Genomic DNA, 20659 nt, shown 5'->3' with positions numbered 1-20659 from the left:
TGGTGGGAGCGGTTTTTGTTTTTCATAAGCCGCTATTTTTATGTTCAAACCAAAAACACAACTAGTCCTGCTTTATGGCACAACCAACAACATCGGATAAAGACAACAAATTAAAAGCGCTTCAGACTACACTTGAAAAATTGGACAAGACTTACGGTAAAGGTACTGTAATGCGTCTGAGTGATACCAAAGTGTTGGATATTCCGGTTATTTCTACCGGTTCTCTTGGACTGGATCTGGCACTTGGTGTAGGCGGGGTTCCCCGTGGCCGCGTGGTTGAAATTTATGGTCCTGAATCTTCTGGTAAAACAACTTTGTCGATGCATTGCATTGCCGAAGCACAGAAGAGAGGCGGACTTGCAGCATTTATCGATGCAGAACATGCGTTTGATCGTGCTTATGCTGAAAAATTAGGTATTGACACAAGCAATCTTTTGATCTCTCAGCCGGATAATGGCGAGCAGGCATTAGAAATTGCAGAACATTTGATCAGCAGTGGTGCCGTCGATATTATTGTAATTGACTCTGTTGCAGCACTTGTTCCGCGTGCAGAGTTAGAAGGGGAGATGGGAGATAGCAAAATGGGTCTTCAGGCTCGTTTGATGTCTCAGGCATTGCGTAAACTTACCGGTGTAATTAATAAAACAGGCTGCTGCTGTATTTTCATCAACCAGCTTCGTGAGAAGATTGGTGTGATGTTTGGTAATCCTGAGACAACAACAGGTGGTAATGCTTTGAAATATTATGCTTCGGTACGGTTGGATATCCGTCGTGTTGGACAGATCAAGGAAAGTGCTGACCAGATTCTTGGTAACAGAACACGTGTAAAAGTTGTAAAAAATAAAGTTGCCCCTCCGTTCAAAGTGGTTGAGTTTGACATCATGTATGGCGAAGGAATCTCAAAAGTTGGAGAGATCATCGACCTTGCTGTTGAACTGGATATCGTTAAGAAGTCGGGTTCATGGTTTAGCTATGACGGAAATCGTCTTGGACAGGGCCGTGATGCTGTAAAGGCGCTTATCAAGGATAATCCGGAATTGATGGATGAACTGGAAGCGAAGGTACGTGCAAAGGTAAATCACGAACCAGAGGTTTTAGTTGATACATTGGAACCAAATATTGCTGACGACGGTGCACCTGAATGATATTCAGCCAATTGGTAATATAAAGTAAAAGGCCTCAGGAAATTTCCTGAGGCCTTTTACTTTATATTTGCTGTTATTATTATGATCAAAAAGGATTTTTATCATCCTCGTCTTCATCAAAATCATAATCTTCGTCGTCCGGCCCTGAGAACATGCTGCTGACCAAATCCTGGAATTTAATTCCCTGATCAAGCGATTGTTTTCCAATAAGAGAATATTCTGCCATTCCATGAAGCGCAAATTCCATCATGAACAATTTTTCGTTCACGTCTCCGTAAGCACTTAGCATATCCACAAAATCATCCAGACCGTCGATTGTTTTAAGACGGGCATTGTATTCACGATCGGTCATATCGCCGATCATTTCCATTTCATTTCCAGAACCAAACCACTCGATCACTTTGGCGAAAGGATTGATTTTGCTCTTTTTGGATTTTTCTGGATCCGGGAAGTAATTAAGGAATTGCGTGCGAATTGCTTTACCAATCAGATTTTGAGCCACAATAACCGGACCTTCTACTTCTCCTTCGTAAACCAGTTCTACTTTACCGCAAATTGCTGGTATCACGCCGTAAAGGTCCGCAATTCTAACATAAGTAGATTCTTCTCCATTTATGAGTGCGCGACGTTCGGCAGCACTTAGAAGACTTTCATAAGCGGAAATTGTCAAACGGGCAGAAACACCGCTTTTACTATCCACATATTCACTTTCGCGCGCTTCAAATGCTATTTGTTCAATCAAGGTTTTTACTAACTCGTTAACCTTAACAATCTCTTTTTGTTCCTTTTTAACGAAAGCTTCCTGTTCGGTAATCTTCTTACCAACTTCAAGTGTTTTCGGGTAATGGGTAACGATCTGGCTTTCAATACGGTCTTTTAGCGGCGTAACGATACTGCCCCTGTTGGTATAATCTTCCGGGTTTGCTGTAAAAACAAACTGGATGTCCAGGGGAAGACGAAGTTTGAACCCGCGAATCTGGATATCACCTTCCTGCAGAATGTTAAATAAAGCAACCTGGATACGTGCCTGTAAATCAGGCAATTCGTTAATTACGAAAATCCCTCTATGTGAACGTGGTATCAACCCGTAATGGATCACGCGTTCGTCGGAATAAGGCAACCTTAAGGTTGCAGCTTTGATAGGATCAACGTCACCGATCAAATCTGCTACTGACACATCCGGCGTTGCCAGTTTTTCTGTATAGCGCTCATCTCTGTGAAGCCAGGCGATAGGCGTATTATCACCTTTTTCTTCTATTAAATCTTTGGCAAATCTTGACAACGGTGCCAGCGGATCGTCATGCAATTCGGAATCCTTAACATAAGGAATGTATTCGTCGAGCAAATTAACCATCATTCGGGCAATACGCGTTTTTGCCTGGCCACGTAAACCTAAAAGATTGATGTTGTGCATGGATAGGATCGCACGCTCGACGTCTGGAATAACCGTTTCTTCATATCCCCAGATTCCAGGGAAAACCGATGTTTTATTTTTTATTTTTTCAATCAGATTATCCCGAAGCTCCTGTTTGATCGAACGGGATTCATAACCTGCTTTTTTTAACTCACCAAGCGTCTGAATGCCTAATGTTTCTGTACTTGTAAGCTCTGAATATTTCATGTATCATTAGGCTGTTTTACCGCGCATAGGCAACAGAGCGCATTTCGCGGATTACGGTAATTTTTATTTGTCCGGGATACTGCATTTCTTTCTCAATTTTCTGAGAGATATCGAAAGAAAGCATTCCCGCTTTTTCATCTGAAACGTTGTCTGCATCAATTATAACACGAAGTTCGCGGCCAGCCTGGATTGCATAACATTTTTCTACACCGTCAAATGACATCGCCATGTTTTCAAGATCGCGTAAACGTTGGATATATGATTCCATCATTTCGCGACGAGCACCTGGACGAGAACCTGAAATTGCATCACAAACCTGAATGATCGGAGACAAAATACTCGTCATTTCGATCTCGTCATGGTGAGCTCCGATCGCGTTGCATACTTCCGGATTTTCCTTGAATTTCTTGGCAAGTTCCATTCCCAGAATTGCGTGCGGCAGATCAGATTCTTCCGGCCATACTTTTCCAATATCATGAAGCAGACCAGCACGTTTCGCCAGTTTAGTATTTAACCCCAATTCTGACGCCATAGTTGCACAAAGCTTGGCAACCTCTCTTGAATGCTGCAAAAGATTTTGTCCGTAAGAAGAACGGAAACGCATACGGCCAATCATTTTTACAAGCTCAGGATGCAATCCGTGAATTCCCATATCAATAACCGTACGTTCGCCTATCTCAACGATTTCGTCGTCGATGTTTTTGCGTGTTTTGGCAACAACTTCTTCAATACGTGCCGGGTGAATACGGCCGTCCTGAACCAGACGGTGTAACGCAAGACGGGCAATTTCCCGACGAACCGGATCAAAACCGGAGATTACAATTGCTTCCGGAGTATCGTCCACAATAATTTCAACTCCTGTTGCGGCTTCGAGAGCACGGATATTTCGTCCTTCGCGACCAATAATTTTTCCTTTGATATCATCGTTTTCAATGTTGAAAACCGATACACAGTTTTCGATCGCATGCTCTGCTGCGGTACGCTGAATCGTTTCGATCACAATCTTTTTCGCCTCTTTCGTTGCAGTAAGACGAGCTTCCTCCATTGCACTTTTTACATACGAACCAGCTCTTGTATCAGCTTCTGCTTTTAGCGCATCAACAAGTTGTTCCCTTGCCTGATCAGCTGTAAGATTGGCCAGTTTTTCAAGTTGGGAAACTTGCTGACTAAGCATTTTCTCAGCTTCCTCGCGCTTCTTCGTAGCCGTCTCGAGCTGTCCGTTAAGGTTATTTTTAAGTGCTTCAAGCTCGTGCTCGCGACGCTTGTTTTGCTCAACAGTTTGCTGCAGACTTTGTTCGCGCTGTTTAAGCTTTTGTTCATTAGTCTGAAGAATAACTCTTTTCTTGTTAGACTCTTCTTCAAATTCTGTTTTCAGGCGCAGATACTTTTCTTTTGCTTCCAGGATACGGTCTTTCTTAATATTTTCAGCAGATTGTTCCGCATTACGTATTATTTCGGAAGCTCTGTCCTGAGCATCTTTTTCCTTTTGATCGAAAGATTTTTTGAAAATGTATTTACCTGCAAATACCCCGACGCCAAGCGCGATGATATCAGATAGTAGGATAATAAATGTTAAAGAATTTGACATTTTAGTAATGTGTTTACAATAGTTGGGTGCTACCGACTACATGCGCTTAAAATGCCGAACTTATCTGTTGTACGATGATTAAAGATGTTATCTTATCGCCTGAGTTAAAGATTAAATTGTATCAAACCTCTTCATAATTTTTCGGTTTGTACCGGAAATATCACCAACTTAATTGGGAATTGCATCTGTAACATTTGTTTCCAATGCATCTATCCTTTTTTCGAACATCGCCAGAAGATTTTTACTTTCTTCCATATTTCTCTGTAATGCAACCAGGCATTCAATAGAAGTTAACGCTATGGCCTCAATATCGTCGTATCCTTTTCCTTTGTCTTTCAGCGTTTTCACGCGTTCCTTAAAAGCATCATAACCATCCCTGTAAAATATTTCCTGATCCGCCGGAACACTCAACTTGAAACCTCTGTCAAGTATTTTTATGAATACTGAAACATCAGGATTAGGTATATGATTCTTTTTCATAAGGTATCTTCAAGCAATTCTATGCACTTATCGATCTCTTCAATATATCGTTCAACTGCTTCTTTCAGTTCGGCCAAACCGCCTGTTGGTGTCAGTTTACTAGTGACAATTTTAACGAAAGTTTTAGACTTATTAAAGTCTTTTTGCAAACTAGTGTATTTTTTCTTTATTTCTTGTACTTCTACCTTTAACGCTGCATTACCCGTTCGTAGTTCATCATTTTCACGCTGCAATTCTGAAACTGACCAACTTAGTTTCTCTTTCGTCAGGATTAAGATGTCCAACTTCTTCTCCAAGTCGGATAATTTACGCTCAATCATGCGTGGATTGCTTGGGTCCATTTTTTATCGAATGCGGTGCTGGCCGCGGTTAAAAATGAAAACCAGACGGCCAAACCGCCCGGTTTCAGTGTAATCTAAATTTTACAAAACCAACAGGTGCGTTAAAATTCGTGCTCGTTGAGACAGTTCAAACCCAATTTATTTCCTGATCACTGCTCCCAGTTCACGCTCATAGGTGGCAATCAATCGCTGCATCGATTTGTCAATCACTTTGTCAGTCAATGTTTGTTGGTCATCCTGCAAAATGAAACTGATCGAATATGATTTTTTTCCGTCCAGATTTGCTCCTTCATAAACATCAAAAACGTTTACAGCCCGTAATAGTTGTTTTTCTGTTTTATATGCAATCTGACGCAGCTCTTCAAAAGTGATTTTCTTTTCAACAACAAGAGATAAATCGCGTCGCACTTCCGGGAAGCGGGAAACTTCTTTAAACTCAACGGCCGAATTATACTGTTTCAAAAGATAATCCCAGTCAAAATCAGCGAAGAAAACCGGAGCTTTGATGTCGGCCTTTTTGGTGATCGATGATTTCAACAAACCAAACGACACGATAGGCTTTTTGTTAAGTGTCAACGTAATTCCCTGCGAGAAAATGTTGCTGTCAGCAGCTTCTTTTTCAACACTCTTCACTTTCATGGAAACCAGAATCTGATTAACCGACGCCGCCAGGTCATGAAACGCAACATCTCTTGCTTTTTCCAGCCAGGTTTCCTCCTGGATATTTCCGGAAATGAAAAGAGCCAGACGTTCCTTCTCTGTGTACTTTCCGTTTAATTCATGATATGTTTTGCCAAATTCAAAAAGTTTGAGATCTTTCTGTCTACGGTTGGCATTGTAAGCGACAACTTCCAATCCTGTGAAAATTAATGTCTGCCGCATAACCGACAAATCTTCACTCAGATAATTGAGGATCTTGACCGGATTTCCGAACACACTTTCGCCAAGGGTAGATTGTGGCTCAGGCTTCGTCAGCGAATTAGTAATGGTTTCGTTAAATCCGTTGGCAGCCAATAATTCGGAAACACGCATTTTTAACTTTTCCGGATCGTTGACGGGAAAGTCGGAAAGGTAATCAGAGCTTAAACCCTGGGATAATTCGATTTGATCAAAACCGTAAATGCGTAAAATCTCTTCGATTATATCAGCTTCACGCTGCACATCCACACGGTATGGAGGAACGATAGCGGTAAAACCAATCTCATCTTCGTTTTCAATTTTAATATCCAGCCCGTTAAGAATGGATTTGATCAACGATTTTTCCAACGATTTCCCAAGTAGTCTGTCGATGTGACGGTATTTGACTTTTACTTCAAAATCTGCTACCGGATTTGGATACAAATCTGTAATTTCAGAAGATATCGATCCGCCGGCAATTTCCTTAACCAACAATGCAGCTCTTTTCAAAGCATAAACCGGCATATTGGGATCAGTTCCTCGTTCAAAACGGAAAGACGAATCTGTTTTCAAGCCAAAACGCTGAGCAGTGCGACGAACCCAGATTGGAGAGAAATAAGCTGATTCAAGGAAAATTGAAGTAGTTTCAGTAGTAACCCCCGAAGTTAATCCCCCGAAAACGCCGGCAATACACATCGGTTCTGCTTCGTTGCAAATCATTAGATCGCAATCGGAAAGTTTTCTTTCCTGCCCGTCCAAAGTTACAAATGGTGTTCCGGCTGCTACGGTTTTAACAATTACTTTTTTGCCTGTAATTTTATCAGCGTCGAATGCGTGCATCGGCTGACCTAGTTCGTGGCAAATATAATTGGTGATATCAACAATCGAGTTGATCGAGCGGATACCGATCGTATTCAGGCGTTGTTTTAACCATTCCGGAGACTCCCCAACTTTAATTCCTGTAATAGTCAAACCCGCATACCTTGGGGCTGCTTCATCATTTTCAACGCTTACCTGAATGGGAAGATCATTGTTGTCGGTAGAAAAGGAATCAATTGCAGGTAATTTTATCTCACGATTCAAAACTGCTTTCAAATCGCGCGCAACACCGTAATGAGACGCAGCGTCGGCGCGGTTCGGAGTTAATCCGATCTCGATTAAATAATCAGAAGAAATTCCGAAATATTCCGAAGCAGGCGTACCGTTTGGTAAATCGGTATCCAATACCAGAATTCCGTCATGCGATTGTCCCAATCCTAATTCATCCTCAGCGCAGATCATGCCTTCCGACAATGCTCCTCTGATCTTTGATTTTTTCAAAACCAAAGGTTCCTCGCTTCCGGTAGGATAAAGCGTCGTTCCGACTGTGGCCAAAATTACTTTTTGTCCGGCAGCTACATTTGGTGCACCACAGACAATATTCAGCGGCTGTTCTAAACCGATATCGACTGTAGTAATTTTCAAACGATCCGCTTCCGGGTGCTTTTCGCAAGTCAAAACTTCACCGATCACTACACCTTTCAGACCTCCTCTGATGGATTCTACTTCCTCAATCCCCTCTACTTCCAATCCGGTCCCAGTCAGTAATTTGCCAATTTCTTCCGGAGTTTCGGTTATTTCTATTAACTCTTTAAGCCACTTATACGAAATTTTCATGCGGGTATTTTATATGCGTACCAAGTCGAAAATGCCCGAAATTTATTCGAAAAATTGAGACTAAAATCTCTTTCGTCCGTCTGCGCTTCGGGAGCGACTTTTACTTCCTGGTCCTGAATTTTATTTATTTCTACAAAATTAATGATTTCCTTCTTCAGTTTGTTCTCCTGCGCGAATTGCTACAGACAAAGTATTTTCAGCAGGAGGAACCGGGCAGGCATAACTTGGGGCGTACACGCAATAAGGATTATATGCCGTATTAAAATCCAGCACCAACGAATCACCTTTTATTTTTGAAACAGGATAGTCCAGATACCTTCCGCCGCCGTAGGTTTCTTTGCCGCTGGTTGCATCTTTGAAAAGGACTGAAATCACTGCCTCGTTTTTTAATAATAGTAGTTTTTCAGCAACGCCGTTAATCGTGAAATTGGCGTAACCAATTCGTTCATAATCCGTTGTTGTTCCGTCTGTATAGGTCACCTTCATTTCCTTATCTTCTTTTTCGTAAGGGGTAATAAAAGCTTTCACGCGGTAAGCCGGGTCAATGTCAAAATAATGAAGGCCGTGAAAACTTTCTTTATCCTGGATAGGCGAGTCTTTTGTCGTTTTAAACTGATCATCTTTTGCAAGTCGTTCCTGCGTAATTTTGTCGATATATTGTTGCGGATTTGCGGCGATAAGATCATCTTTATCTGCCTCTGCGTTTCCTGAACTAAAATTTTCAATAAAAAAATAAGCCAGTATAGCTATCAGCATCGCGAGGGTACTCCAGCGTATTACTTTGTTTTTGAACATAATTTTTCAAATCAATTAGTAAAATGAATTACAAACTTACACCTGAAACCTACGTTTGAAAAAATCAGAGCCGGATTATTTATTTTTTTATGATAATTTTGGAACTTCCAGGCAGCGGAATTTGCGTTCTTGAATGAAATATACCTAAATTCACCTGCCAAATAATTAAAAAACAATACCTGATCCATTATATGTCCTACACAAAACGAGTACTCATTGCCGAAGACAGCTCAGTAATTCAAAATCTGGCAAGGAAGATTCTGGAATTTCAACACTATGAGATTACTTCCGTAAAGAATGGAGAACAAGTGTTACAACTTCTTGAAAAGGAAGATTTTGACATCATTTTGCTGGATATCAATATGCCTGTGATGGATGGAATGGAGTGTGCGCGGAATATTAGAAAATTGGCAGATGCTGACAAAGCTAAAACACCAATTGTAGCAATAACTGGCAACGCCAAAAACTATTCAGAAGAAGACTTTAAAGAAGCTGGATTTGATGATGCGCTTATGAAACCATTAAACTTTGACCGTTTGGTAGAAGTGGTTGCGCATTTGACAGAATAGTTCGTTGCATGAAGATTACATTCTTAGGAACCGGCACATCACAAGGAGTACCAGTTATTGCTTGTGACTGTGCCGTTTGCCGTTCAACTGATTTTCATAACAAACGTCTCAGAACCTCCGTCTGGATTCAGGTTCACGGAAAATCTTTTGTTATTGACAGCGGTCCCGACTTTCGTCAGCAGATGCTGCGCGCCAATGTCAGGCAATTGGATGCAATTATTTATACACATCAGCATAAGGATCATACCGCCGGTCTCGACGACTCCCGTGCTTTTAATCACCGCCAGCAACAAGACATCCCTCTCTACGGCCGTCAGGAAGTTTTAAACCAGATTCAGGTTGAATTTGCTTATGCGTTTTCAGAAAAACGGTACCCTGGCGTCCCGCACTTTGAACTTCATCCGATAGAAAATCAGCCGTTCGATGTACAAGGTGTTCAGTTTGTTCCAATTGAAGTGATGCATCACAAACTGGCCGTCTATGGTTATCGGATTGGTGATTTTACCTACATTACAGACACCAATTATATCTCAGAAATTGAACAGGAAAAAATTTTAGGGTCTAGAATACTTGTCCTTGATACACTTCAAAAAGAACCTCATCTTTCACATTTTACTCTTTCCCAGGCACTTGAATTAATTGATAAATTGAACGTGCCGGACGCGTATCTTACGCACATCAGCCATAAATTAGGGCTACATGCTGAGGTAGAAAAAGAGCTCCCGCCAAATGTTCACCTGGCTTACGATGGATTGGTTTTAGAGTTGTAATACATGGTGCAAAATATCTGGAATACACATTTACTATTACGAAAATGTTGCTATCGTCATTAAATCACGTATAATTCAATTAAATTTGAATGTAGAAATGATGCAATGTGTCTAGTCTTTTTAATCCGTTAAATGACAAGCGGCGATTTAGATCATATGATACAATTACTCCTCTTTTGAAAAATCAAACATACAGCAACAAAGGCTGGAAAAATGTACTGCTAATTGTTGTTCCATATCTTGTTGTTGGAGGAGCTTTTCAATTCATCGCACTTCGCGTGGCAGGTCTGGAATTCTCTTCGGAAGTTCTTACCACAGACAAGCATTTTTTTATCATTGCCTTATTTGACCTTCTTGTCGCATTCCTCTTGGTTGCAGTTTTTACAGTTTACTTTGTTAAGGATAGTTTTATTTCTGTCGGTTTTCGACCCGGTTTTATTTTAACAGATATATTTGTCGGCATTAGTACCGGATTTGTGATCATGTTTATTTCGCTGCTGATTTTGGTTCAAACCGGGCAGGTTGAGGTTAAAAACGTTGATCGGAATGTCGTCGATGGTTTATGGATTTTCGGAACCTTTGTGTTTGTGGGGATATCAGAAGAGTTGCTGCTTCGCGGTTATGTTCTGAACAACCTGATGGTTTCTTTCAATAAATATACTGCTTTGGTTATTTCGTCAGCACTTTTTGCTTTCATGCATATAGCCAATCCAAATCTGGATATGCTGGGATTCGCCGGATTGTTTTTTGCAGGATTGTTTCTTGGTTATGCGTATATCATTACGCAAAATTTGTGGCTTCCGATCGCATTACATTTCAGCTGGAATTTTTTTCAAAGTTTTTTTGGATTCAACGTCAGCGGGAACGACTTCTACTCTTTTGTGATAACTACTTTTCAAAAAGAAAATATCTGGAATGGAGGTGATTTTGGGTTTGAAGGCTCGTTAATCTCTCTCATTTTTCAGCCATTAATGATTGTGTCTCTTTATTTTATATTTCGAAAAAGAAATATTGAAACGCGGATGTCGGACCGGTTGAAGTAATTCACTGGTTGTGACAACCTGAAAGGAGTACTGGCTTTTATTGCTTTCTATTAATATGCTGTAATCTTTGCATTATTAATAAAAACACCCAACGTCACATACTGGGTATCGAATTCTAAAAGCCAGCAGCCAATGTGTCATCAGTCCAACGCAGATCATAAAGCAACCTGGGTAGGAAGCGCAATTTCCAAAATTGAAGCAGATTATCAGCGCTCTGCCGATACGCACTTAATATTTCTGAAACTTCCGTCTTTTCCGGAAATAGATTTTTACTTCAAAGACGAATCTACGCATCCATCCGGCAGCCTAAAACATCGGCTGGCCCGTTCACTTTTTCTTTACGCGATTTGCAATGGCTGGGTACAAGAAGGAACTACGGTAGTGGAAGCATCCAGCGGATCAACGGCGGTATCCGAAGCTTATTTTGCAAGATTACTCGGGCTTCCTTTTGTGGCGGTTATGCCAAAATCCACAAGTCCGGACAAAATCCAGGCTATTGAATTTTACGGTGGAAGATGTCATTTTGTTGACCATCCTGCAGAGGTCTACGAGGTTTCGCGGCAAATCGCTCAGGAGACAAACGGTCATTTTATAGATCAGTTTACCTATGCGGAACGGGCGACAGACTGGCGTGGAAACAACAATATTGCCGAATCAATCTTTCGTCAGATGGCTCATGAAATTCATCCCGTTCCGCGCTGGATCGTGACAGGGGCGGGTACAGGAGGAACTTCTGCAACGCTGGGCCGGTATGTGAGGTATGAACAACATGCGACACAAATCTGCGTTGTTGATCCTGAAAACTCAGTTTTTTATAATTTCTGGAAAAATAACGATCCCTTACTTTGCGGCGAACTTGGGTCAAGGATTGAAGGTATTGGACGCCCAAGAGTTGAACCGTCATTTTTAAGAACCGTTGTAGATCACATGATCCAGGTGCCGGATGCCGGAAGTTTTGCAGCCATGCAAGCTTTGACATCTTTACTGAATAAAAAAGTTGGCGGTTCTTCGGGAACGAATTTCTGGGGCGTGCTCGAACTTGCAAAACAAATGAGGGCAAATGGTGAATCAGGTTCCATTGTGACGCTGATCTGCGATTCGGGCGACCGCTATCTGAATACCTACTATAATGAAAGTTGGCTGAAAGAGCATGGTTATGCGGATGAGGTTCTGAGACAACAATCGTTGTTGGAAGTGCTTTAAAAAGAGTAGAAACGGTACATAATAATCAGTAAAACCAAGTGCATCAAAATTATTATTTCTTAAAACAACTCGCCCCACGACTAAATCAGGAATTAAGCGGGAAAAAATTCATCGAGGCATTTAGTCAGGAAAAAGATGAGATCGTACTGGTATTCGCAGAATCGGAAGTCGATGAAGAATTAAAGAAACCATTTTTTATTAAGGCAACATTACGTTCTGATTTCGCTTGTTTAAGTTTTCCGGAAAAATTTGATCGCGCCAGAAGAAACAGTGTAAACCTTTTTACCGATATATACCAGCAGCAGATTATTCATGTCCGGGTTTTTATTAACGAGCGGGCAATTGAAATTATCTTTAAAACCGGGGATGTCCTGGTTTTGAAGCTTTTTGGAAACCGGTCAAATTTAATCTCTTTTGGCAGGGATGGGAAGGTTAACCAGTTATTCAATAACAAACTTGCGACCGATCTTACGATTTCGCTTGACACGATGGACCGGAAGATCGATCAGTCTTTTGAAGCATTTTTGAAAAATGATTCCCGTTTTGAGCCGTTGTTTCCGACGTTTGGGAAGTTGATTAATAAGCATTTAAATGAATTGCTGGAACGAATAACTCAGCCTGAAGATCGCTGGGCTGTTATTCAGGATGTTTTAAAAAAACTGGAACAACCAACTTTTTATATTACGAAAATTGAACGGATACCTACACTTTCCCTCTTACCGGTTGGTGAAATTATCGATACTTATAAAGATCCGATTGAGGCATTAAACACATACTATTATGCTTTTATCCGTCTCACGGGTATTGAGAAAGAAAAAGCCGAAATTTTAAGAATCCTGAAAAAACGTATTTCTCAAACAGACAATTACCTGGAAAATACGTTTAAGAAACTGGTCGAGCTGGAAGAAGGGACGAAGAACGATGAAATAGCCAATATCCTGATGGCAAACCTGCACCTGATTCCGGAGCGGGCAGAATCTGTTGAGTTGTATGATTTCTATCGTGACCAACCAATAAAAATTCGTCTGAAAAAGGATCTTACCCCGCAGAAAACGGCTGAGGGTTATTATCGAAAATCTAAAAATGAAAAGATAGAAATAGCTCGTCTGCATGATAGTTTGCAAGCCCGTGAAACCGAGCGGGAGAAAATGCTTGGATTTGTTAAGTCAATAGAGAAAATCGAAGTTTTACGTGAGCTGAGAACCTTCATAAAGTCAAACGGGTTAGCTGGCGGCAACACCGTTTCAGTAGAACAAGCAGATCTGTTTAAAAAAGTCGACTTTTTAGGTTTCACTATTTTGATCGGCAAAAACGCTAAAAACAACGATTTGCTTACCAGACAGTATGCACATAAAGAAGATTTGTGGCTGCATGCCCGAGACGTTACCGGTTCGCATGTTGTTGTGAAAAATCAATCAGGGAAAAAATTTCCATCGCCGGTGATCGAAAGAGCTGCACAACTCGCAGCCTGGCATTCCAAAAGACGAACGGATAGTTTATGTCCGGTTATTTTTACCCCGAAAAAATATGTGCGGAAGCCAAAAGGACTACCTGAGGGAGCCGTTGTAATTGATAAAGAGGAAGTAATTATGGTCGTTCCGACGCCAGAATAATGAGTGATATTTTAGGTATCAAAGAACTTTGATAAGTCTTTCGATATCACGAACTTCGTAGCAAAATTGAGAGAACAGGAATATTTAGTGCAGAATGCTTGAAAATCGCCGCTTTGTAATTATTGGCTTCTTTACTTTAATAGGTATCATTTACTTATTTCGTTTATTTTATTTACAGGTACTCGACGAAAGTTATTCTATCGAATCATCCAGTAACTCCATCAAACGTGTAATTGAAGTACCCTTCCGCGGCCAGATCTATGACCGGAATGGGAAACTGATTGTATATAATACTCCTGTGTATGATTTGCTGGTAACCCCGAATAAAGTCAAAGTGGACGACACACTGCGATTTTGCAGAGTTCTCGGGATCGAAAGGCGTGAGTTTGACAGCCTTATCAATGCGGCAGGGTCTTATTCAAGGAATAAACCATCGTTATTTTTAAGGCAGCTGTCAAAAGAAGATTTCGCATCAATCCAGGATATTATGGTCGATTATTCAGGATTTGAATTTGCGAAAAGTTCCATGCGAACATACAAAGCTGCGACGCTGGCGAACACACTTGGTTATGTCAGCGAAATCAGCAAAACACAGCTTGAAAAGCAGGAAGAGCCTTATTATCGCCAGAGTGATTATATTGGTCAAACTGGTATTGAGAAGATTTACGAGCATGAACTGCGGGGAAAACGCGGAACTAAATTTATCATGCAAAATGTCGCCGGAGTATATAAGGGTGCCTGGAAAAATGGTGAATTGGATACGATGGCTGTGGCTGGCGAGAATTTGTATTCCGGGATCGATATCGATATTCAGCAATACGCGGATAGTCTGATGGTGAATAAGGTGGGCAGTATCGTAGCGATTGAGCCGAAGACGGGTCAGATCTTATCCATGGTTTCGGCCCCAACTTATGACCCCAATTTTCTGGCAACCCGACATTTTTCGAGAAATTATACAACACTTTATAGGAATCCTTATAAGCCTCTTTTTAACCGTCCGGTTATGGCGAGTTATCGCCCGGGATCGACTTTTAAATTAATTCAGGCACTGATCGGTTTACAGGAAGGTGTAATTACGCCCAACAGTGGGTTTACGCACGCTAATTGTCCGATAGGCTGTCATAATCATCCGGGAACTCCCACGGTTGCGCTTGGAGTAACGCACTCATGTAACCCTTATTTTTACAACGTTTTCCGCCGGATCATTTACAATAACAAGATTTCAAATACTTTTAAAGCCTCTGCGGTCGGCCTGGATGACTGGCATGACAAGATCAGTAAATTTGGAATTGGTCAGCAGCTTGGAATAGATTTGCCAAGTGAACGTAAAGGAAATTTGCCGGACAAAAAGTATTACGACAAAATATATGGTGAAAATCGCTGGAAGTTCTCGAATATTTATTCGTTGAGTATCGGTGAAGGTGAAATTTTGATCACACCTTTAAAAATGGCAAACGTAGCGGCTATTATTGCAAACAAAGGTTATTATTACACACCTCACGTAATTCATGGGATTGGAGAGAAAAAAGTATTAAAACCTGAATACGCCGTACGTCATGAAACTGGTGTTGCAGCTCACAATTTTGATCCTGTCATTGAAGGTATGCTTGGCGCTGTGGAAGGTGGAACCGCTAGAAGATCAAGGGTAGAGGGCATTTCCATTGCTGGTAAAACGGGAACATCGCAGAATAAGCGTGGTATGGACCACTCGATCTTCATTGCATTTGCGCCGGTGGAAGATCCGAAAATTGCCATTGCTGTGTTTGTCGAAAATGCAGGCGCAGGAGGATCGGCGGCAGCACCGATTGCCAATCTAATCATAGAAAAATATCTGACACGGAACGTGACAAACAAGGCGCTTGAGAAACGAATCATGGAAGCTGATTTTATGAAAAACGTAATTTTGCCCGCTCCGCCAAAACCAGTCATAAAAGATACCGCGAAAAGAAGACAGGGAATTCCGATGGTGCCGGTTGAAAAACCAATGCCAAAAGTGATTAACTGGTTTAAGAGATTCTAGTTGGGCCAGTCTCGTTAATAGTCAAATCATCAAAATTTTTAATAGTTAAGTTAATGGAAGAGGGAAAACCTATAACCAAAAATGTCGATTGGATGGTCGTATTGATCTATATCGCTTGTCTTGGCATAGGGTGGGTCAATATTTATGCGGCAGTCTATAATCCGGAGACGCATAGCAGTATTTTCGATTTGTCAAACAATGCTGGAAAGCAGCTCATGTGGATTGGGACGACATTTATACTGATCATTTGTATTCTGGTTATCGATTATAAATTCTATGAGACTTTCTCATTTATTATCTATGCCATCGTAATATTTCTGCTCGTCGTTGTCCTTTTTGCAGGCTCTAATATCAACGGCTCGCGCTCCTGGATCAAGTTTGGGGCTATCTCATTGCAGCCTGCGCAGTTTGCCAACCTGGCGGTAAGTCTCGCGATTTCGAAATATTTGAGTGACCCAGCGATTAGTTTGACGCGAAAATTAAAGGATTATTACCCGATTTTAGGGATCATAATTCTGCCGTCCATCCTGATCCTTCTTTCAAATGAAACTGGTTCGATGCTTGTTTTCGCATCTTTTGCAATCATACTTTACCGCGAGGGAATGCCGGGGTTTATTCCTGCCATAGGAATTGTATCAGCTGCATTATTGATTATTTCTCTGCTATATAACTCCTGGTATATCGCAGGCGCCATTATTTTTATCGCTGGAATTGTTATCTGGCTTATGCCGGTAATGACGCGTCGAAGGGGTGGGCTGATGGCAACTGTATTGATTGCAATTGTCATGATTTCCATTGTTTTCGGGGTCGATTTTTTTATGAATAATGTGTTGCAAAAACATCAGAGAGGCCGGATTATGGTGCTTCTGGATCCGGATTCTGATCCGCGCGGGATCGGCTGGAACGTTATTCAATCCAAAATAGCGATTGGTTCAGGGGGATTCAGCGGAAAAGGATTTTTACAGGGAACCCAAACGAAGTTTGATTTTGTACCCGAGCAGAGCACCGACTTTATCTTTTGTACCGTAGGAGAGGAGCACGGCTTCATCGGGACGGCCGTTGTAGTGACCTTATTTATTTTGCTAATATCCCGTCTCGTGATCCTGGCGGAAAGGCAGCGAAGCCGATTTGCGAGAGTATATGGTTATTGTGTCGCCGGCATTTTCTTCTTTCATTTCCTTGTCAATGTCGGAATGACAATCGGTTTGATGCCCGTGATTGGTATTCCATTGCCATTTTTTAGCTATGGAGGTTCATCTTTATGGTCGTTTTCAGTATTACTTTTTATCTTTTTGAAAATAGACGCGCAGCGACCGTTCACGTTATCCCGCGGATAATATTAGATTTTATCAGTTAAGGCTTAATAACGGATTTTGTTTTAAGCCTTAACCGATACTCTATCAAAGTTTTGATGCTGCCATAATTAAAAGCACCCATCCAACGATTAACAATAAACCGCCGATAGGAGCAGTGGCTCCAAATTTTGTGATTCCTGTAAAGCAAATGGCGTAGAGCGAACCTGAAAATATCAACACGCCAAAAATGAAAGCATGACCAGACCATCCTAACAATTTGACGGCGTCTTCGCCAGCTCTTTGTAATAACAATCCCACCAAAACCATCGCCAGGGCATGATAGAACTGGTATTTAACGGCCGTTTCGAAAGTATCCATCCTTCCGGAAGCTTCCAGCATTCCTTTGAGTGCATGTGCTCCAAATGCGCCGAGTGCAACGGCCAGGGCACCAAACAAGCCACCAGCTTGAATAATAAATTTCATATAGATAAAAAGGAAAGTTGATAATTGCGGACACCGGTGTCATGCTCACTGTGGATCACTAAATCGGCTGGTGGCAAAGTTAGGGTTGAGAAAAAGGCTAACCAACTCTTGATTCATATTTCTTTCTTAACTTGCATGCATAAAATATCCGGTGAAAAATTATTTGGTCCGGGCAAAATTTAGAAAATGAATATTGAACGTTTTATCCAGCTTTGGACACACCGCTATTTTAAGTATACCCACATATTTAAAGCTCATTTTTCAGGTTACAAGGCTTGGCTTTATTTTAAGTCCAGGAAGGCAGGGTTTTTGAGAGGGAAGGAATTAATTGCCATTATCAGAACTGAGCATTTTGGTGATATCGTCGCGGCCGAGCCCATTTCCAGATATGTCCGCTCACTTCATCCTGATGCGCATATTGTGTGGTTTGTCAAGCCGTCTTACCATGAATTGGTGGATCATAATCCTGCAGTTAACGAGACTTTCAGCGAGTTTTGTGTAACCCAGCGCCGAGTTTTACTAGATACCGGCGTTTTTGATAAAGTATATCCGCTTCAATTCAGCAACAATAATCATTGTGCCAAGTGCCAGGTTTTTGTCGATAATCCGATCGCGGAACAGAAAGGTATCAATGTGCATACATACTTCAATTTTGGCAATCTGCTGGAAGTTTTTGCCCAGACTGCTGATTTGATCGGAGAGAAAGTCCCGTTCCCGGCGGATGATAGTCCCAGATTATATTTGCAGGAAAGTCACCGGAAAAAAGTGGATACACTGGCGCTGCCAGAAAAGTATATTGTACTTCATTGTCAGTCAAATTATGCACCAAAAGATTGGCCGGCAGCCCGGTGGAATCAACTTGTTGAATGGCTTGCTGCAAACTATTCTTATCATATTATCGAAATCGGACTGATCAGTAACTTGTCTGTGAATACACCGGCGTACCGCGATTTGTGCGGGAAACTTTCGATTCTGGAAACTGCTGAAGTGATCAGAAGAGCTGATTTTTTCATTGGACTTGATAGCGGCCCTTCTCACCTGGCGAATGCCGTCGGCACAAGTGGAATTATTTTGATGGGTTCTCTTGGAAGTTTTCCTTCTTATAATCCGTATTCCGGAAAGTATGGGCGTCAGGAAAATGCAGTTTTTGTCAGGAAGGATGGCTCTCCCTGTGCGGATTTAACGTTAGAATTTGTAAGAGATAAAGTTGTTTCAGCATTAGGCACTAATGCAAAAAAGGAAAGCAGTACATCATGATACTGCTTTCCCGGAACATTCATCGTGCACCAAAAATTGCACTTCCGACGCGAACCAATGTACTTCCTTCTTCGACCGCAATTGGAAAATCTCCGCTCATCCCCATCGATATTTCTTTCATTTCCACATTTTCCTTTTCATATGCTTTGAAAGATTCGAACAGGTTTTTTAACGTACGAAATTCCTGACGCACTTTATCGTCATCATCTGTGTTGGAAGCCATACCCATCAAACCGACAATTTTTATATTGGTTAAGGAAAGCAATTCAGCAGATTCGAGGATCTCACGCGCTTCTGCTTCGGAAAGCCCGAATTTCGTTTCTTCCTCTGCAATAAATATCTGAAGAAGACAATTAATCGTCCGGTCGTTTTTTCTGGCTTCTTTATTTATTTCCTTCAAAAGCTTAAACTGATCAACTGAATGTACCATTGAAACATAAGGTGCCATATATTTTACCTTATTCGATTGCAGGTGACCGATCATATGCCATTCAACGTCTTTGGGCAATGCTTCATATTTGGCCGTCATTTCCTGCACCTTGTTTTCACCAAAACGGCGGAATCCGGCTTCATATGTTTCTTGTAAAACTTCAATTGGTTTTGTTTTAGTAACAGCGATTAATCTGGCTTTTCCATGAAGTTGTTTCTCAATTCCGGCTATATTTTCAGCAATGACAGACATGTTGGCGTAAAATTTATGATAATGAACAGCTTAGATCGATGAAATGGAACTTACTTTGCACAAATCGAGCTTAACTTATTTCAAAATTGAAAAAAACATAGTTCTTTTACCAATTAATTTAAAATTTAACTCTCTATATGGACTATAACCAAGAACAAAAGCAAGATCGGAAAACTCTTCTATGGGCTGCCCTGGCCGTTTTAGCATTGCTTAATTTGGTACTTGTTTATTTTATCTATCACGAAAAACAAGAGAATAAGGTTAAAGATGATATTATCACGGCTAAAACAGAAGAGGTTTTGTTTACAAAAACGAAACTGGATTCAATTTCTGCCGAATTAGATACTAAGATTGCTGAGATTCAAAAGCTGGGAGGCAGTGTGGATTCTTTGATAGAGTTGAAAAAGCAACTGGAAAAGGACAAACAGGATTTGAAAAATGTTAATAATTTCTCAGCTGCCAATTTTGAAAAGAAAATTAAATCTTATGAACAGGTTTTATCTCAAAAAGATACAGAACTAGCGAATTTGCGTGAGGAACTTGGCATTGTTACCAACAAGAATCAGGAATTGAGCCAACAGGTTTCAGGTCTGGAATCAGAAAGACAGCAGCTGAATGACTCGGTGATCAACTATTCTGCACAAAATCGTGAACTGGCTGAAAAAGTAACGCTGGCTTCTGCTTTGCGTACCGAGGAGCTCGCAATCAATGCGGTTTCTTCAAAAGGTAAAGAACGGGAAGGTGGAAAATACAAATCGAAACGTATTGACAAACTGAAGGTCAGTTTCAAATTAGGTGAAAATGCGGTTGCGAAACAGAATGAAAAAGATATTTTCCTCCGAATCCTGGACCCAGAGGGCGCAGTACTGTCCGACATGGCGACTGGTTCCGGCGCATTTACTTACAACGGCAAGGAAATGATCTACAGCTCGAAGCAAACAATCAACTTCACAAACACGCGCCAGGCAGTAGATATTTATTACGGTCGTGGAGGAATTCCGATGAAAGACGGGAAATATTCGATCGAAGTATACAGTGAAGGATTTAAAATTGGCCAGGGTGATTTTACGGTAAAATAATCCGTAACCACTTAACTTTGTGTTAAATACAAATAGGGCTTGGAATTGTCAATTCCAAGCCCTATTTTTGCACCCTCATTATGGATTCCAGCAATCTTTGATGAGGTCAAAAATCAATTTAT

18 protein-coding genes are annotated in these 20659 nt (G+C 41.1%); 10 read left to right on the top strand and 8 right to left on the bottom strand.

Features of this window, described 5'->3' with window-relative positions; genetic code table 11:
* Positions 1 to 74 precede the first annotated feature (74 nt).
* Complete coding sequence (gene recA / locus BMY70_RS09355) at positions 75 to 1145, top strand: recombinase RecA (protein WP_090334920.1); 1071 nt, start codon at positions 75 to 77, stop codon at positions 1143 to 1145.
* A gap of 85 nt (positions 1146 to 1230) precedes the next feature.
* On the opposite strand, the gene BMY70_RS09350 is transcribed toward recA, so the two are convergent.
* From BMY70_RS09350 to BMY70_RS09325, 6 genes are all read right to left on the bottom strand, one after another.
* On the bottom strand, positions 1231 to 2766 hold the full coding sequence (locus BMY70_RS09350) for a sigma 54-interacting transcriptional regulator (protein WP_090334919.1): 1536 nt from the start codon (positions 2764 to 2766) through the stop codon (positions 1231 to 1233).
* Between the two features lie 16 nt (positions 2767 to 2782).
* Entirely contained in the window at positions 2783 to 4354 is a 1572-nt protein-coding gene (rny, locus tag BMY70_RS09345; protein WP_090334918.1) for a ribonuclease Y, read from the bottom strand.
* Positions 4355 to 4522: 168 nt separating this feature from the next.
* Positions 4523 to 4834, bottom strand: a complete 312-nt coding sequence (locus BMY70_RS09340; RefSeq protein WP_090334917.1) for a cell division protein ZapA — start codon at positions 4832 to 4834, stop codon at positions 4523 to 4525.
* Positions 4831 to 5175 carry a hypothetical protein gene (locus BMY70_RS09335; RefSeq protein WP_090334916.1) on the bottom strand — a complete coding sequence of 115 codons (345 nt, stop codon included), beginning with the start codon at positions 5173 to 5175 and terminating at the stop codon, positions 4831 to 4833. Before BMY70_RS09335 ends, BMY70_RS09340 begins: the two co-directional genes overlap by 4 nt.
* Positions 5176 to 5313: 138 nt before the next feature.
* Entirely contained in the window at positions 5314 to 7728 is a 2415-nt protein-coding gene (pheT, locus tag BMY70_RS09330) for a phenylalanine--tRNA ligase subunit beta (RefSeq protein ID WP_090334915.1), read from the bottom strand.
* 138 nt (positions 7729 to 7866) lie between these two features.
* Positions 7867 to 8523, bottom strand: coding sequence for a DUF1684 domain-containing protein (locus BMY70_RS09325; RefSeq protein ID WP_090334914.1), 657 nt, complete (start codon positions 8521 to 8523; stop codon positions 7867 to 7869).
* Positions 8524 to 8714: 191 nt separating this feature from the next.
* On the opposite strand from BMY70_RS09325, the gene BMY70_RS09320 reads away from it, so the two are divergent.
* The 7 genes from BMY70_RS09320 to rodA all read left to right on the top strand — a co-directional run bounded on the left by BMY70_RS09320 (position 8715) and on the right by rodA (position 17078).
* Positions 8715 to 9092: a response regulator gene (locus tag BMY70_RS09320; protein WP_090334913.1), complete on the top strand. Its 378-nt coding sequence runs from the start codon at positions 8715 to 8717 to the stop codon at positions 9090 to 9092.
* 8 nt (positions 9093 to 9100) lie between these two features.
* Positions 9101 to 9862, top strand: coding sequence for an MBL fold metallo-hydrolase (locus BMY70_RS09315; protein WP_090334912.1), 762 nt, complete (start codon positions 9101 to 9103; stop codon positions 9860 to 9862).
* A gap of 176 nt (positions 9863 to 10038) precedes the next feature.
* Entirely contained in the window at positions 10039 to 10905 is an 867-nt protein-coding gene (locus BMY70_RS09310; RefSeq protein WP_090334911.1) for a CPBP family intramembrane glutamic endopeptidase, read from the top strand.
* 132 nt (positions 10906 to 11037) lie between these two features.
* Positions 11038 to 12108 carry a PLP-dependent cysteine synthase family protein gene (locus BMY70_RS09305; RefSeq protein ID WP_090334910.1) on the top strand — a complete coding sequence of 357 codons (1071 nt, stop codon included), beginning with the start codon at positions 11038 to 11040 and terminating at the stop codon, positions 12106 to 12108.
* Between the two features lie 38 nt (positions 12109 to 12146).
* The gene (locus BMY70_RS09300; RefSeq protein WP_090334909.1) at positions 12147 to 13721 is read left to right on the top strand and encodes an NFACT RNA binding domain-containing protein; all 1575 of its coding nucleotides are present in this window, start codon (positions 12147 to 12149) and stop codon (positions 13719 to 13721) included.
* A gap of 94 nt (positions 13722 to 13815) precedes the next feature.
* Positions 13816 to 15741 carry a penicillin-binding protein 2 gene (gene mrdA, locus BMY70_RS09295; protein WP_090334908.1) on the top strand — a complete coding sequence of 642 codons (1926 nt, stop codon included), beginning with the start codon at positions 13816 to 13818 and terminating at the stop codon, positions 15739 to 15741.
* 53 nt (positions 15742 to 15794) lie between these two features.
* Entirely contained in the window at positions 15795 to 17078 is a 1284-nt protein-coding gene (gene rodA, locus BMY70_RS09290) for a rod shape-determining protein RodA (protein WP_090334907.1), read from the top strand.
* 63 nt (positions 17079 to 17141) lie between these two features.
* Here rodA and BMY70_RS09285 read toward each other — a convergent pair whose 3' ends face one another.
* Entirely contained in the window at positions 17142 to 17519 is a 378-nt protein-coding gene (locus tag BMY70_RS09285; RefSeq protein WP_090334906.1) for a DUF423 domain-containing protein, read from the bottom strand.
* A 186-nt stretch (positions 17520 to 17705) separates the two neighbouring features.
* Here BMY70_RS09285 and BMY70_RS09280 point away from each other — a divergent pair, with 186 nt between their 5' ends.
* Positions 17706 to 18776, top strand: a complete 1071-nt coding sequence (locus tag BMY70_RS09280) for a glycosyltransferase family 9 protein (RefSeq protein ID WP_090334905.1) — start codon at positions 17706 to 17708, stop codon at positions 18774 to 18776.
* Between the two features lie 19 nt (positions 18777 to 18795).
* Here the strand turns inward: BMY70_RS09280 and BMY70_RS09275 are convergent, their stop codons facing one another.
* Positions 18796 to 19458: a YggS family pyridoxal phosphate-dependent enzyme gene (locus BMY70_RS09275; protein ID WP_090334904.1), complete on the bottom strand. Its 663-nt coding sequence runs from the start codon at positions 19456 to 19458 to the stop codon at positions 18796 to 18798.
* A gap of 137 nt (positions 19459 to 19595) precedes the next feature.
* On the opposite strand from BMY70_RS09275, the gene BMY70_RS09270 reads away from it, so the two are divergent.
* On the top strand, positions 19596 to 20537 hold the full coding sequence (locus BMY70_RS09270; RefSeq protein WP_090334903.1) for a DUF8428 domain-containing protein: 942 nt from the start codon (positions 19596 to 19598) through the stop codon (positions 20535 to 20537).
* Positions 20538 to 20659: the final 122 nt, after the last annotated feature.

It is taken from the genome of Dyadobacter koreensis, from assembly GCF_900108855.1.
In the GTDB taxonomy this organism is placed as follows: Bacteria; Bacteroidota; Bacteroidia; order Cytophagales; family Spirosomataceae; genus Dyadobacter; species Dyadobacter koreensis.
Note: the sequence above shows the minus strand (reverse complement) of the source record. Positions and strands in the feature narration are given on the sequence as shown.